Source organism: Arthrobacter ipis, from assembly GCF_014694315.1.
Taxonomy (GTDB): Bacteria; Actinomycetota; Actinomycetes; order Actinomycetales; family Micrococcaceae; genus Arthrobacter; species Arthrobacter ipis.
Genome location: NZ_JAAOXD010000003.1, coordinates 813235 through 827070, shown reverse-complemented (window position 1 = coordinate 827070; position 13836 = coordinate 813235). Strand labels below are relative to the sequence as shown.

The window sequence follows — 13836 nt, the reverse complement described above, 5'->3', positions numbered from 1 at the left end:
GACCTCCCGGAACTGTCCAAGGAGTGAGACACCGCGGGGGTGTCCAGCATGTAATTCTGCCCAGCAGTCCCGGACGGCAACAAATCCGAACAATCAGCTCAATGAAGCCGACGTAGGGTGGCGTTAATTTCCGGGGAGGGAGCCCGCGCGGCTCGCTGCGGTGACGCTGGCGAGCAGGGCCTGGACAATCGGGAGGTCGGCCGGAATCCAGGGCAGACTGAGAGCTTCGTCACCTTCGCGGATGCTGACCCAGCGGAGTTCATCGTGATCTTCGAGCGGCCGCGGGTCGCCGTCGGCCACTTCGGCGAACCAGACCCGCATCGCGGCCTTGTCGTTCAGAGGCCAGCCGTCCGGCTCGGGCGCCGCCAGTTCCGCTCCGAGGACGACGCCGATGCCGAGTTCCTCACGGAGCTCCCGGTGCAGTGCACTCTCGGGGGCCTCGCCCGGTTCCACCTTGCCGCCCGGGAATTCCCACATGCCGGCGAACTGCGGCGGTGCTGTGCGGCGCGCAACAAGAAGCCGGGCAGGCGCGGACAACGAGTCCAGCACGGCCCCGCCGACGACTTTAATCAGTTCAGTCACCGGTCCAGTCTATGAGGGCACAGGCTTTTCATGAGGCGGGCCCCGCCCGGTCGGGAATATCACTACCGCCGCGAAGCTTGTTAAAATCACACATATCAGTGGCAACGAGGCCTACTCCGCAAATCCCCTTCGAAAAGCAGGCACATGACTTCCACTGTCCAGGCTCCCCGCGCGCCCAAGGCCGCCACACAAATCGGACCCGCCATCCTGGCCCTGGCCATGGGCGGCTTCGGCATCGGCGTTACCGAGTTCGCCATGATGGGGCTGCTCAAGGAGGTCGAAGTGGGACTCCGGATCACCACTCCCGAGGCCGGCCACCTCATCTCGGCCTACGCCCTGGGCGTCGTCGTCGGAGCTCCAGTGCTTGCCGCCGTCGGAGCGAAACTGCCGCGCAAGTTCCTTGCGCTGGGGCTCATGCTGTTCTTCAGCGTTGCCAACCTCTCCTCGTTCATCGCACCCGATTACGCGAGCATGCTGGTCTCCCGGTTCGCCGCCGGCCTGCCGCACGGCGCGTTTTTTGGCGTGGCCGCGGTCATCGCTGCTTCCTTGGTGGCGCCGACCAAGCGGGGCTGGGCCATCTCCATGGTCATGGCGGGACTCACTGTTGCCAACGTGGTCGGTGTCCCCTTCGCCACCTGGCTCGGCCAGAGCTTTGGCTGGCGGCTGCTCTTTGTCCTGGTGGGAGTGCTGGGACTGGTGACCCTGGCGCTCATCTGGAAATTCGTTCCGTTCCAAAAGGCGCACGCGGACGCCAGCATCCGCAGGGAGCTGGGCGCGCTCAAAAGGGCGCAGGTCTGGCTGGCTATCCTCATCGGCATCGTCGGATTTGGCGGGTTCTTCGCCACGTACACCTACATCTCCCATACCATGACCTCCGTGGCCGGGATCCCCGCCGCACTGCTGCCGTTCGTGGTGGCCCTGTACGGACTGGGAATGGTGGGCGGCAACATCCTCGGTGGCCGGATCGCGGACAAGTCCGTGATGGGGACCATCTACCGCGTCCTGCCGGGAATCGCCGTCGCACTGGTGGTGTACGCCGTGGCGGTGCACTGGCCGTGGTCAGCCTTCCTCATGGTGTTCGTTGTGGGTGGCGCCGGGTCCATGCTCGTGCCCGCCCTGCAGACCCGCCTGCTGGACGCGTCCCCTGACGCGCCCTCGCTGGCGTCCTCGCTCAACCACGCCGCTCTGAACGTCGCCAACGCTTTGGGCGCCTTCCTGGGTGGCCTGGTGATCGCATGGGGCTGGGGCTACGTTGCGCCCGCCCTGGTGGGTGCCGTTCTGGCCATTCTCGGCCTGATCGTGGCCCTGTTCAGTGGCCTGCTGGAACGCAAAAAGCCGCTGGCCCCGTAACAGCAGTCACGGAACCAGCGGCTCAGAATTGCCCGGCTCAAAATTTCACGGAGCCAGCGTCCCATAATTGCCCGGCGCCAGCGGCCCAGAATCTCACGGAGCCGGACCCAGGGCGTAAGCAGCTAGGCGCCTGAGTCGCCCGCAAGCGCGGGCCCGCTGGCCACCTGGGCGCGGCGGATGTCGGGCTCCAGGTAGATGACCCGCGCGATGGGAACTGCCGAGCGGATCCGGGCTTCGGCGTCGTCAATGGCCTTGGCGATGTCCAGCCCGGAATCACCTGCCTCCACGCTGATCTTGGCGGCCACGAGCAGTTCCTCCGGGCCCAGGTGCAGGGTCTTGAGGTGGATGATTGCGGTGCCGTCCGCCTCGATGGCGTGCCGGATCCGGCCGACGTCGTCCTTGGTTGCCGACTCCCCCAGCAGCAGGGACTTGGTTTCCATCGCCAGGATCACGGCAATAGCCACCAGCAGCAGACCGATCATCCCGGTTCCGATTCCGTCCCAGATGCCGTCGCCGGTCAGCAGGGTAAGCCCCACGCCGAACAGAGCGAAGACGAGGCCCAGCAGCGCACCGAAGTCCTCGAGCAGGATCACCGGAAGCTCGGGCTGCTTGGCGGTCCGAACAAAGCTGATCCAGCCCTGGCTGCCGCGGATGTGGTTGGCTTCCATGATGGCCGTCCGGAACGAGAACGACTCGGCGATGATGGCTCCCACCAGCACGGCCAGGGGCACCCACCAGAAGTCACCTTCAATCGCGTGCGGGTGCTGGATTTTTTCCCATCCCTCATACAGGGCGAACAGGCCGCCGACGCTAAAGAGCACGATGGAAACGATGAACGCATAGATGTAACGCTCGCGGCCGTAGCCAAAGGGGTGTTCCGGGCTGGCTGCGCGCTGGGCGCGTTTCCCGCCGACCAGGAGCAGGATCTGGTTGCCGGAGTCCGCGACTGAGTGGATCGCTTCAGCCAGCATCGACGATGATCGCGTCAGCAGGAACGCGACGAACTTCAGGACAGCGATGGTCAGGTTGGCAGCCAGCGCCGCCACAATCGCCTTGTTACCGCCACTTGCAGCCAAGGGAGGCTCACCTCTTCACGTGGATATTTTCAACGGATGGGACAGGGCGGCATGGAACCGCCGTCTAGTAAATACCGTACCCGTCCGGCCCCGGACAGGCGCCGGACACGACTTCACACGCCACGAAAAGAGCCAAAAGTAAGCCTGCTGACAAATAATCACGCGCTGTGTTAGCTTGAAGCCATATCGGGACTGATAAGAATCGATCCCGACGAATATGAAGGAGCAGACAATGGGATTTCTTGCTTGGATTATTCTCGGCCTGATCGTAGGCGCAATCGTTAAAGCCGTTATGCCCGGCAGGGTCGGCGGCGGCTGGGTCACCAGCTTGGTTCTGGGCGTCGTTGGCGCCATCGTTGGCGGCTGGATCGGCAGCCTTCTCTTCGGCAAGGGTGACCTGGCGTTCTTTGACCTTGGCACCTGGATCCTCGCCATCATCGGCGGCCTCGTAGTCGCAGGTATCTACGGCGCCATCACCGGCCGCAGCCACAGCACCCGGGCACCATAACAGGCCCGGATCACAGGCATTGGGCCGCAACAGCCCAGGCCCATAACAGACAAACAGACAGGAGCGGGGGTCCACCGAACGGTGGACCCCCGCTCCTTCGTGCATGGCTGACGACACTGTCTACCAGTGGAGTTTTTGTGCAGATATCGCGACTAATAGTGCCCTTTGCGGCCGATATCTGCAAAAAACTCCAGCGCGCTAGGCGGGCTGCTGGGACCTCGCACTGGCGTAGAGGCAGACGGTGGCGGCCGTTCCAAGGTTGAGGCTCTCAGCGGCGCCGTAGACGGGCACCGCCACCCGATGGTCGGCTAGCGCAAGCTCGTCCTCTGAGAGCCCCTGGGCTTCGTTGCCGAAAAGCCAGGCCGTGGGGTTTTCCAGGGCGTAGTCAGAGCCGGCGGCCGAAGCGCCGAGCCGGCGTGCGGCGTTCTCATCCTGCAGGCGGTCCAGGTTCAGCTGCCCGTAGCCGTCCGCTGCAAGCACGCCGATCCCCCGGTCCTTGCACAGCGCAGCCAGCTCATTGACGTCGGCGCCGAGGACCACCGGAAGGTGGAAGAGGGAGCCGGCAGTCGAGCGGACCGCCTTGGGATTGTAGATGTCCACGCTGGAACCGGTGAGGACCACGGCGTCGGCGCCGGCGGCGTCCGCAGCCCGAAGCACCGTCCCGGCATTCCCGGGATCGCGGACCTGGCAGAGCACGGCAATCAGCCGCGGTCCGGCGTCGAGCACGTCCGCCAGGGCGACATCCACGAAATCGCACACCGCAACGATCCCCTGCGGGGTGACCGTATCCGCCATGGCGGCCAGGACGTCGTCCGTGGCGACCCGGGCGCTGGTTTCCACGGCCAGTTCTTCAAACTCGGGGTACCGGTCCAGGCAGGCCTCGCTGGCATAGACCTCGCGGACTATGCCCGGCTGGCCCGCAGCGATCCGCTTGCCGTGAAGCACCAAGGCCTCACGTACTGCCTGCGGGCCTTCGGCCAGGAACTGCCGGCGCTTTAAACGGGCCGGGCGCCCTGCAAGCTTCGCCACGTCCCTGACCCGATCGGCTCGGGGATTGGAGAGTGGAAAGTCTTGCGGGCGCCCGGTTTCGTTCATATAAGAAACCTTAGTGGCTGTTGCCACCGGTCCTTGAACTGGGAGTTGCCTGCTTACTCGGCAGCTGCAGCAACCGGCTTCTTCGCAGCGCGTGCGCGAGTAGCCTTGGCCTTCGGAGCAGCCTCAGCCTTGGCGGCCGGAGCGGAGGTGTCTGCAGGCAGGGAGTCCTTGGCAACCTGGACCAGCGCAGCGAAGGCGTTGGCGTCGGAAACGGCGAGCTCGGCCAGCATGCGGCGGTCAACCTCGACCTCAGCGGCCTTCAGGCCCTGGATCAGGCGGTTGTAGGTCAGGCCGTTGGCGCGGGATGCAGCGTTGATGCGCTGGATCCACAGGCGGCGGAAGTCGCCCTTCTTCTTCTTGCGGTCGCCGTAGCTGTACACAAACGAGTGCAGCAGCTGCTCTTTGGCCTTGCGGTACAGGCGTGAGCGCTGTCCACGGTAACCTTTGGCGCGTTCGAGGATAACCCGGCGCTTCTTGTGGGCGTTTACCGCCCGCTTCACACGTGCCACGTGCGTACTCCTTCAAAAATCTGATCCCAAGCGACTACTGCCGGTAACCGGCTGGCCTGAGAAGGCTTATTAATAGTTGACTGCTGCCAGGTGGCAGTCAGTCAGAATGCTTGGAAATTAGATGCCGAGCATCTTCCGGATGACCTTGGCGTCGCCCTTGAAGACGATCTTGTCGCCGGCAAGGCGGCGGGTCAGCCTGGAGGACTTGTGCTCGAGGTAGTGGCGGCGGTTGGCCTGCTGGCGGCGCAGCTTGCCGCTGCCGGTCAGCTTGAAGCGCTTCTTAGCACCGCTGTGGGTCTTCATCTTCGGCATGGGAACCGATCTCCTTACGTATCCGCGGACAATGTCCGCAGTTCTATCGTGCAGCCGCCCCTGCGGGCGGCATGCTGGTTGCTGGCTGCCTGAAGGCGATGCCTCCCGCAGTTTCGAACTAGGTGGTCTTCTTGCCCGCCGGCTTCGGCGTGGGCCGAGGCGCTGCGGGGCGTGCAACAGGCTTCGGCGCTGCCGGCCGGGCAACCGGCTTGGGCGGGGCCGGGGCAGCCGCAGGCTTCGGCGCTGCCGGAGCAGGCGACTCAGCTACGGTAGCCTTCGGCTCTGCAGGCGCTGCCGCCTTCGGTGCTGCGGGAGCTGCGGCCCGGGGAGCAGCGGGGGCTGCCTTGGGTGCTGCGGCCTTGGGTGCCTCGCGCTTCGGCTCGGCCTCCTTGGCAACCTTGGTCGCTTCGGCAACCTTGGGCGCTTCGGCAACCTTGGGCGCTTCCGCAACCTTGGGTGCTTCAGCGGCGGGAGCCTCGGCAGCCGGAGCTGCTTCGACCGGAACCGAGGGCGCTTCGACGGCGGCTTCCGGGGCGGCTGCCTCCGCCGCTGCCGGGGCGTCCTGCGCAGGGGCCTCCGTGGAAACCTGGAAGCCTTCCGGCAGAAGGTCCGCTAGCGACTGCGTCAGGGGTGCCTGATCGTCACCGGAGGTGTCCACGCGGCCTGCGGCCTTGGCTTCATTCTGGGCTTTGGCTTCTGCGCGCTGGGTTGCACGGCGCGCTTCGGCCTTGGCTTCCGCCTTGTTCTTCAGCGGACCGATGACCATAACCATGTTGCGGCCATCGATGCGGGGGCTGGACTCCACCACACCGACCTCACCGACATCTTCCGCGAAACGCTGGAGCAGGCGCAGGCCCATTTCGGGACGCTGCTGCTCACGGCCGCGGAACTGGATCATGGCCTTGACCTTGTCCCCGGCGCCGAGGAAGCGGAGGGCGTGGCCGCGCTTGGTCTCGTAGTCATGGGTGTCGATCTTCAGGCGGAACCGGATTTCCTTCAGAACCGTGTTGGTCTGGTTCTTCCGGGCCTCACGGGCCTTGACCGCGGCTTCGTACTTGTACTTGCCGAAGTCCATCAGCTTGCACACCGGAGGCTTGGCCTGCGGTGCAACTTCAACGAGATCCAGGTCGGACTCGGCAGCCAGACGCAGGGCATCCTCAATACGGACGATTCCTACCTGTTCGCCGGCAGGGCCGACCAGCCGCACCTCAGGGACGCGGATACGCTCATTGATTCTTGGCTCGCTAATGTTAAAGCTCCTGTGTTCGTGATGGGTGTTCCACCGGCAAAATAGAGAAGGCCCCCAATTGCCGGAGCAATCGAAGGCCTCAAAGGATCGGATGTGCACATCCCGCGAGGGACTACACGCACTTCCCCAGGCTCCTGCCCGGTGAACCGCCCGACCGTTACCCGGCAACCTTGCTTCCCTGAAACTTCCGGGAAAACGGCTGACGCGGGTGGGAGAGAACTCCGCTTGCAAACTGAATATCAATTCTACATAAAGATGCCCGCTTACCGCACGTTCACGGCAGTGGGCCTCATCCACGGCAAAATAACGACATCCAGTCGGTGTGTGACAAGCTTACCAGTATGAGCACTCCAGACAGCAATTCACACGTCTACCAGGCGCCCGGCGCCGGGGACGACGTCACGCAGCAAGTCCGCGACATCTCCGAAGTTCCAGCGATCGAGGTCATCACCACGGCCGCCGTGCACCTCATGAGTGCCTCCGCCGTAAAGCTCGGCCTGGCCGCTGAGGAGAACGCCGCTGAGCTGAAGGACCTGGACGAGGCCCGCAAGCTCATCACTGCCCTCGCCGGACTGGTGACGGCGGCCGCCCCGGAAATCGGTTCCCAGCATGCCGGTCCGTTGCGCGATGGCCTGCGGTCACTGCAGCTGGCCTTCCGCGAAGAGTCCATCATTCCGGATCCCCCGGGCAAGGGTCCCGGTGAGAAGTTCACCGGCGCAGTGAACTAGAGCGCAGTGAACTAGAGATTGAATTACGACGGCGGCGGGCCGGCTCTTCGGGGCCGGCCCGCCGCCGTTTTTGTCTTCCGGGGCACCGGCTCCGGTAGCGCTCTCCACCCAACCTCTTCCCGCTAAACCGGAGACGGTCAGGATGTGGCGGCGCGGCGGCGGCGCTGCTGCAGGACAAGCCCCACGGCGCAGAGCAGCACCCCTGCCACCCCGACGGACACAAAGCCTCCCGCCGCGCCAATGCTGTCGATGAAAAGCCCGGCCAGCGGAGCCCCCAGTGCCACGCCGGCGGTCAGCGCGGACCCGTACCAGCCCATGGCCTCGCCCCGCCTGGCCTCGTCTACCAGTTCGGCCACCCTCTCGGAGGCTGCCGAAAGCACCGGAGCACACAGCAGCCCCGGCAGCAGCGACAGCAGGCTGAGGGTAAGTGTGTCGGTGGCAAACCCCATGGGAATCGTGAGGGCAGCCATGCCCAGAAGCAGGAGGATCGGCGAGACGGGCCGGTGCATGGCCCCGTAGACGAGGCCGCCGACCACCGACGCGGCGCACCAGAAGAGAAACACCACGCCGATCTCGCCTTGGCGGCCGCCGGTCTCCAGAGCAGCCACGATTCCCACATCGGTGCCGCTGAGCACCATGCCGGCGCCGGCGGCTACGGCGAACACTGCGGCTACCGCGGCGGTGAACCAGCCGAAGCTGTGGGCCACCCTGCGTCTCAGGCCCGCCCGCCGCCTGCTGCCGGCAGCCGCCGGACCGAGTTCAGCGGCAGCCTCCTGCAGATGTGCGGGGGCGGCGGCCACAACGGCTACCTCTGCGGCAACCTGTTCGTCCGCCTCGAAGGTTTCGCTGCGGACAGCGCTGCGGGTGGGCGGGTTGAACCACATGAGGAAGAGCCCCGCCAGCGATGTCGATACGCCGACGGCGGTCAGCCCCAGCACGGAATTGCCGCTCGTGGCCACCACGGCACCCGCGGCCGGGCCGATCATGAACACCATCTCCGTGCTGACAGCGTCCAGCGCGAAGGCGGTCCTGCGCTGGTCGCCGTCCGCCAGGACTCCCAGGGACTGCCGCACCACACTGAAGATGGGAAGCGTCAGCAGGCCGCCGACGAACACGAGCGGCAGCAGCCACTGGTAGGAGACGTGCGGCACGATGGACCAAATGACGGTTTCCGAAATCACGGAGGGTATCAGCGCCGTCCGCAGGCCCACCGTATCCACCCGGCGGCCGCGCCAAGGAGCGCCGAGCGCGATGCCGATGGTCATCACGGCCGCCGCCGCTCCCGCAGCCGCATAGCCCTCACCGAGGGTAAGGACGATGTGCAGGGTCAGCAGGACGCCCGCCGCCGAGTGGGGAATGCGGGCAATCATGCCGACCGCCAGGAGCCGGCGGATGGGCCGGACGGCCAGCAGCTCCCGGTACAGGCTGAAATTCACAGGTGGGTCCTCAGTTCCGCCGCCGGACAGCGCCGGAACGGACCCCACCGGGCCGGCAGCTACTGCGCGGCGCGCCTTAGCTTGACTTCGATCGAATCAACGCGCTCACCAAACAATACATTCCGGCTCCACTCGGTCTGGAGGCCGGCAACGAGTGCCTGGACCGCGGCCGCATCGAGTCCGTCCTCCAGGTACAGCACCACCCGCAGTTCCGGTCCGGCACCGCCGCCATCGACGCGGCTGCCCGAAGCCGTGGTGGTGGCGACTCCCCCGCCGGGAAGGACCTCAAGGCCGCGGACGGCGGGTTTGCTTTCCGCTCCGGCACGCAGCACCGCGGCCAGCTCGGCGTCCAGGTAGGCCGGCACCCATTGCCGCTGCTGCGCGAGGGCCCAGACGCCGGGGCGCCGGACCACGAAGGTCACTTCCGAACCGGGGTCCACCACCAGCAGCTCGGCCCCCTCGGCAACGGCGGACAGGGCCGCCCTCGCGGCGTACACGGCCACCGGCCGGGCCTCCGCGTGCCATGCCGCCAGCGCTTCCGCCGAAGTGAACACAGGCATGGCGAGGCGGCCGTCGGGAGCCTTGAGCGTCACCAGCGCCATGTCCGCCTGCTTGTCGGCGTGCACGCCGTGCGCGCCCTCAGCTTCCTCCGCCAACTGTGCCACGACGGGGACAAAGACACGGGCGCTGGCGAGCGAGGTAACCACCGCCGCCTCGTCGCCGTCGCCCGCAACAAGAGCAGAGACTGCGGTGAGGTAGCCGGCGTCGGCCGTGCCGTCGTCGTCCTCGAAGTTGTGTATTTTCGCGTCTTCACCGGCGAGGCTGCGCCCGGCCCAGGGCTGGCCGGCGGAATCGGCGGCGCCACCTGCCCCGGCCAGGGCGGCCTCGATGTGACCGGGCAGTCGGCGTACCGGGGGCAGGTCCGCCGCCTGTCCGCCGCCGTCCGCCGGATTGCTCTGCTGCTCGGTCACGGCGATGTCCTAGCGGCGGCCGGCGACGTCGAGGGCCTCGGGCAGGGTGAAGGCGCCGGCGTACAGGGCCTTGCCCACGATGGCACCTTCGACGCCGAGCGGCACCAGGGAGCGCAGGACCTTCAGGTCATCGAGGCTGGAGATACCGCCGGAGGCCACCACGGGCTTGCCGGTCTTCTCCACCATCTGCCGCAGAAGTTCGACGTTCGGCCCCTGCAGCGTCCCGTCCTTGGTCACGTCGGTGACGACGTAGCGGGCGCAGCCGGCCTCCTCGAGGCGGCCCAAAACGTCCCACAGGTCCCCGCCTTCCTTGGTCCAGCCGCGTCCGGCGAGGGTGGTTCCCCGGACGTCCAGGCCGACGGCGATCCGGTCACCGAAGCGGTCAATGGCCCGCGCGGTCCATTCCGGGTTCTCCAGGGCCGCGGTGCCGAGATTTACCCGGGCGACGCCCAGATCCAGCGCCTTCTCCAGGGATTCGTCGTCCCGAAGACCGCCGGAGAGCTCGACCTTGATGTCCAGCCGGCCCACCACTTCGCGCAGCAGGTCCGCGTTCGAGCCGCGTCCGAAGGCAGCGTCCAGATCCACCAGGTGGACCCATTCCGCGCCCTGCTGCTGCCAGTTGAGCGCCGCCTCCAGGGGCGTTCCGTAGCTTGTTTCGCTGCCGGCCTCGCCCTGGACCAGGCGGACGGCCTGGCCGTTCACGACGTCGACGGCGGGAAGCAGTTCAAGTACCGGCAGCTCGTTTTGGCTGGTCATCAGGGGTCCTCAGTTCTTGTAGGCGCTGGTTCCCGTGGGCGGCGGCTTCTGCGGCGCACACGGCGGGTTAGTGGGTTATGTGCCGGGAAGGGTCAGCAGGTAGGCGGCCAGCAGCGACATGGCGGCCAGCACGTAGAAACCGATCTGGATCCAGAGCGGCTTGCGCTGCTGCCTGAAGGACAGGCCACCGCCCACCAGGAGACCGGCCAGTCCCATCAGGACAATTGACCACATCTAGGCGTCCGCCGTCTGCCGGGAGTGCGGTGCGCGGAGCCCGTCGACCCAGTTTTTCAGCAGGCGCGCGCCGGCGTCACCGGACTTTTCCGGGTGGAACTGGGTGGCGCAGAGGGGGCCGTTTTCCACAGCGGCAATAAACGGGCCACCGTGCTCGGACCACGTGACCAGGGGCGCCGCCATCCGGGGCTGGATCACGTCGAAGTCCCAGTTCTGGACGCCATAGGAGTGCACAAAGTAGAACCGCTCGCCCTCGACGCCGTCGAAAAGCCTGGAGCCTTCCGGAACCTTGACGGTGTTCCACCCCATGTGCGGCACCACTTCGGCCGGGAGGAGCTCCACCTTGCCGGGCCACTCCCCCATGCCTTCGGCTTCGGTGCCGTGTTCGACGCCGGCTTCGAAGAGCACCTGCAGGCCGACGCAGATGCCCAGGACGGGACGTCCGCCGGCGACGCGGCGGCCGATCATCCGGATGCCGTCAACGGCCTTGAGTTCGCGCATGACCGTTTCGAAGGCGCCGACGCCGGGAACGACCAGCCCGTCGGCGTTCAGCACGTCCTCAGGTTTGGAGCTCAGGATGACCTCCGCGCCGGCACGCTCCAGGGCGCGAACGGCCGAACGGACGTTGCCGGACCCGTAGTCCAGGACGGTGACGGTGGGTTTACCCTCCGGGGATGCCGGCTTCAGCGTGGCCGAAGGATCGAGGATCGCGCCCTCGTGCAGTACTTTGCCGGTCACAGTGCTCCCTTGGTGGATGGAATGCCTTCGACGCGGGGATCCGGCTCGACGGCCGCGCGAAGGGCCCTGGCAAAAGCCTTGAACTGGGCTTCGACGATGTGGTGCGGGTCGCGGCCGGCGATGACGTTCATGTGCAGGCAGATGCCGGCGTGCAGCGTGATGGCCTCGAAGACGTGCCGGGTCAGCGATCCCGTGAAGTGGCCACCGATCAGGTGGTACTCCTGCCCGGCGGGCTCGCCGCCGTGCACCAGATAGGGCCGGCCGGACACGTCGACGACGGCGTGCGCGAGGGCCTCGTCCAGGGGCACGGTGGCCTCGCCGAAGCGGCGGATGCCCGCCTTGTTGCCCAGCGCGGTGCGCAGGACCTCGCCGAACGTGATGGCAACATCCTCGACAGTGTGGTGGACGTCAATGTGGGTGTCGCCGGTGGCCTTGACGGTCATGTCGATGAGTGAGTGCTTGCACAGCGCCGTCAGCATGTGGTCGTAGAACGGGACCGACGTGCTGATGTCCGACACTCCGGTGCCGTCGAGGTTGATCTCCACCAGCACGGAAGATTCGCTGGTGGCACGCTCCATGCGTGCAGTCCGTGCCTCGGCAGCCTTGATTCCGGTGTCGCTCATGGTGATAGATGTCCTTTAACGAAGGATGGGGGCGGACCTGACCTGGTCCATATCCAAGTTTAGGCCGGAAGTGCGGCCCGCCGGGCCAGGATGCTTTCCAGCGCTTCCAGGAAGGCTGTGGTTTCCGTCTCAGTACCGGCGGTGACCCGCAGGTGGCCGGCGATGCCGACGTCGCGGACGAGCACCCCTGCATCCAGCAGTTCCTGCCAAACTTCATGAGGGTTCTCCAGCCCGCCGAAGAAGACGTAGTTGGAATCAGACGCCGCGGGCCGCAGCCCCATCCGCGTCAGTTCCGCGACAATCCGGTCACGCTGCCCCTTGATGTCCTGGACATCGGCCATGAGCGCCTCGCGGTGCTGCAGGGCCGCGAGGGCGGTTGCCTGCGTGACGGCCGACAGGTGGTAGGGAAGGCGCACCAGCCGGAGGGCGTCGGTCACCTCCGGGGCCGCGGCCATGTAACCGACGCGGGCGCCGGCAAGGGCGAACGCCTTGCTCATGGTCCGGGAGACGATGAGCCGTTCCCGGCCGGGCAGCAGGGTGAGGGCGCTGGGCGTGCCGTCGTGGGCGAACTCGTGGTAGGCCTCGTCCACGACGACGACCGCCTGGCTGGCTTCGCCCGCCTCATAGACGGCTTCCACCACATCCAGGCCGAGGCCGGTGCCGGTGGGGTTGTTGGGTGAGCACAGGAAGACGATGCTGGGCTGGAGCTCGCGCACCTGGTTTGCGGCCGACTCGGCGCTGAGGCCATAGTCGTCGGCACGCTTGCCGGCGATGTAGGCGGTGTCCGTGCCGCTGGCGAGCAGCGGGTACATCGAGTAGGTCGGAGGGAAGCTCAGCAGCGACCGGCCCGGACCGCCGAAGGCCTGGAGGATCTGCTGCAGGACCTCGTTGGAGCCGTTGGCTGCCCAGAGGTTGTCCGCGCTAAGCCCGTGGCCGAGGTATTCGGCCAGGGCTTCGCGGAGTTCGGTGAATTCGCGGTCGGGGTACCGGTTGAGCCCGGCGGCGGCCTCGGTTACGGCCGCGGTGATGGCCGCCCGCACGTCGGCGGGCACGCCATGCGTGTTCTCGTTGACGTTGAGCAGGATCGGAACATCAAGCTGCGGGGCGCCGTAGGGGGACAACCCCCTCAGGTTGTTCCGCAGGGGCAGTCGGTTCAGTCGCTCAAGCTGGTCAGTCACTAGGACAGTTTAAGTAACCCGGAAGGCTGACCGGAAACTGTGACGGTTCCGGCCTCCTTGAGCTGCGCCCCGTCACGCCTACTTATTGGGCACAAACAGCTGCTGGCCCGGCATGACTTTCCCCGCCTGCAGGTCATTGAGCTGGACAATGTCCGCAATCACATCCCGGGGATCGCGGTCCGGGTCGACCTGTCCGGCGATGGCCCACAGTGATTCGCCGGGCTGCACCGTAACCGTCACCGTGGGCGTGACCGTCAGGCCACCTGCATTGTCCGCAGCCTTGGCCGGGGAGTTCAAGAGCCCGGTCAGGGACAGGATAACAGCGGCCAGCAGAACAAGCGGCAGACCGATCAGGACAATGCGGCCCCGTCTGGTGAGGCGAAGCCGCGGCGGCTTGCCGGGCCGGGACATTGCCGTTGAAGTTGATGCTGTTGAAGCTGACATGGCGTGAGCCCTCCTGGACCAAGTTGTACTGCCTCGCGTTCGAACAA

17 protein-coding genes are annotated in these 13836 nt (G+C 66.4%); 3 read left to right on the top strand and 14 right to left on the bottom strand.

Going from position 1 to position 13836, the window contains the following annotated elements:
• Positions 1-123: 123 nt before the first annotated feature.
• Complete coding sequence (locus G9E11_RS10890; protein ID WP_190605487.1) at positions 124-582, bottom strand: (deoxy)nucleoside triphosphate pyrophosphohydrolase; 459 nt, start codon at positions 580-582, stop codon at positions 124-126.
• 144 nt (positions 583-726) lie between these two features.
• Between G9E11_RS10890 and G9E11_RS10885 the strand changes: the two genes are divergently transcribed.
• Positions 727-1932 (top strand): MFS transporter, encoded by a 1206-nt coding sequence (locus tag G9E11_RS10885; protein WP_190605485.1) that lies wholly within the window; start codon positions 727-729, stop codon positions 1930-1932.
• 122 nt (positions 1933-2054) lie between these two features.
• Here the strand turns inward: G9E11_RS10885 and G9E11_RS10880 are convergent, their stop codons facing one another.
• On the bottom strand, positions 2055-3008 hold the full coding sequence (locus G9E11_RS10880) for a cation diffusion facilitator family transporter (protein ID WP_190605483.1): 954 nt from the start codon (positions 3006-3008) through the stop codon (positions 2055-2057).
• Positions 3009-3240: 232 nt separating this feature from the next.
• Here G9E11_RS10880 and G9E11_RS10875 point away from each other — a divergent pair, with 232 nt between their 5' ends.
• Positions 3241-3516: a GlsB/YeaQ/YmgE family stress response membrane protein gene (locus tag G9E11_RS10875; RefSeq protein WP_003798714.1), complete on the top strand. Its 276-nt coding sequence runs from the start codon at positions 3241-3243 to the stop codon at positions 3514-3516.
• Positions 3517-3714: 198 nt separating this feature from the next.
• Here G9E11_RS10875 and G9E11_RS10870 read toward each other — a convergent pair whose 3' ends face one another.
• The 4 genes from G9E11_RS10870 to infC all read right to left on the bottom strand — a co-directional run bounded on the left by G9E11_RS10870 (position 3715) and on the right by infC (position 6639).
• Positions 3715-4611, bottom strand: coding sequence for a TrmH family RNA methyltransferase (locus tag G9E11_RS10870; protein ID WP_190605481.1), 897 nt, complete (start codon positions 4609-4611; stop codon positions 3715-3717).
• Positions 4612-4664: 53 nt separating this feature from the next.
• A complete protein-coding gene (gene rplT, locus G9E11_RS10865) occupies positions 4665-5120 on the bottom strand; it encodes a 50S ribosomal protein L20 (protein ID WP_111904720.1) in 456 nt (151 codons plus the stop codon).
• 117 nt (positions 5121-5237) lie between these two features.
• Positions 5238-5432 (bottom strand): 50S ribosomal protein L35, encoded by a 195-nt coding sequence (rpmI, locus tag G9E11_RS10860; protein WP_009358635.1) that lies wholly within the window; start codon positions 5430-5432, stop codon positions 5238-5240.
• Between the two features lie 118 nt (positions 5433-5550).
• Positions 5551-6639, bottom strand: a complete 1089-nt coding sequence (gene infC, locus G9E11_RS10855; protein ID WP_311764345.1) for a translation initiation factor IF-3 — start codon at positions 6637-6639, stop codon at positions 5551-5553.
• A gap of 383 nt (positions 6640-7022) precedes the next feature.
• Between infC and G9E11_RS10850 the strand changes: the two genes are divergently transcribed.
• Complete coding sequence (locus G9E11_RS10850; RefSeq protein ID WP_190605479.1) at positions 7023-7409, top strand: DUF1844 domain-containing protein; 387 nt, start codon at positions 7023-7025, stop codon at positions 7407-7409.
• Between the two features lie 137 nt (positions 7410-7546).
• Here G9E11_RS10850 and G9E11_RS10845 read toward each other — a convergent pair whose 3' ends face one another.
• The 8 genes from G9E11_RS10845 to G9E11_RS10810 form a co-directional block, all read right to left on the bottom strand.
• A complete protein-coding gene (locus G9E11_RS10845; protein WP_190605477.1) occupies positions 7547-8845 on the bottom strand; it encodes an MFS transporter in 1299 nt (432 codons plus the stop codon).
• A gap of 59 nt (positions 8846-8904) precedes the next feature.
• Positions 8905-9816 carry an SseB family protein gene (locus tag G9E11_RS10840; RefSeq protein WP_414635189.1) on the bottom strand — a complete coding sequence of 304 codons (912 nt, stop codon included), beginning with the start codon at positions 9814-9816 and terminating at the stop codon, positions 8905-8907.
• 9 nt (positions 9817-9825) lie between these two features.
• A complete protein-coding gene (gene priA, locus G9E11_RS10835) occupies positions 9826-10572 on the bottom strand; it encodes a bifunctional 1-(5-phosphoribosyl)-5-((5-phosphoribosylamino)methylideneamino)imidazole-4-carboxamide isomerase/phosphoribosylanthranilate isomerase PriA (RefSeq protein WP_087873510.1) in 747 nt (248 codons plus the stop codon).
• Between the two features lie 75 nt (positions 10573-10647).
• On the bottom strand, positions 10648-10806 hold the full coding sequence (locus G9E11_RS10830; RefSeq protein ID WP_190605475.1) for a hypothetical protein: 159 nt from the start codon (positions 10804-10806) through the stop codon (positions 10648-10650).
• Positions 10807-11544, bottom strand: coding sequence for an imidazole glycerol phosphate synthase subunit HisH (gene hisH / locus G9E11_RS10825; RefSeq protein ID WP_190605473.1), 738 nt, complete (start codon positions 11542-11544; stop codon positions 10807-10809).
• Positions 11541-12167 carry an imidazoleglycerol-phosphate dehydratase HisB gene (gene hisB, locus G9E11_RS10820; protein ID WP_003798736.1) on the bottom strand — a complete coding sequence of 209 codons (627 nt, stop codon included), beginning with the start codon at positions 12165-12167 and terminating at the stop codon, positions 11541-11543. Before hisB ends, hisH begins: the two co-directional genes overlap by 4 nt.
• Before the next feature lie 59 nt (positions 12168-12226).
• Complete coding sequence (locus G9E11_RS10815) at positions 12227-13345, bottom strand: histidinol-phosphate transaminase (RefSeq protein ID WP_190605471.1); 1119 nt, start codon at positions 13343-13345, stop codon at positions 12227-12229.
• Between the two features lie 78 nt (positions 13346-13423).
• The gene (locus G9E11_RS10810; protein ID WP_190605469.1) at positions 13424-13789 is read right to left on the bottom strand and encodes a LysM peptidoglycan-binding domain-containing protein; all 366 of its coding nucleotides are present in this window, start codon (positions 13787-13789) and stop codon (positions 13424-13426) included.
• Positions 13790-13836 lie beyond the last annotated feature (47 nt).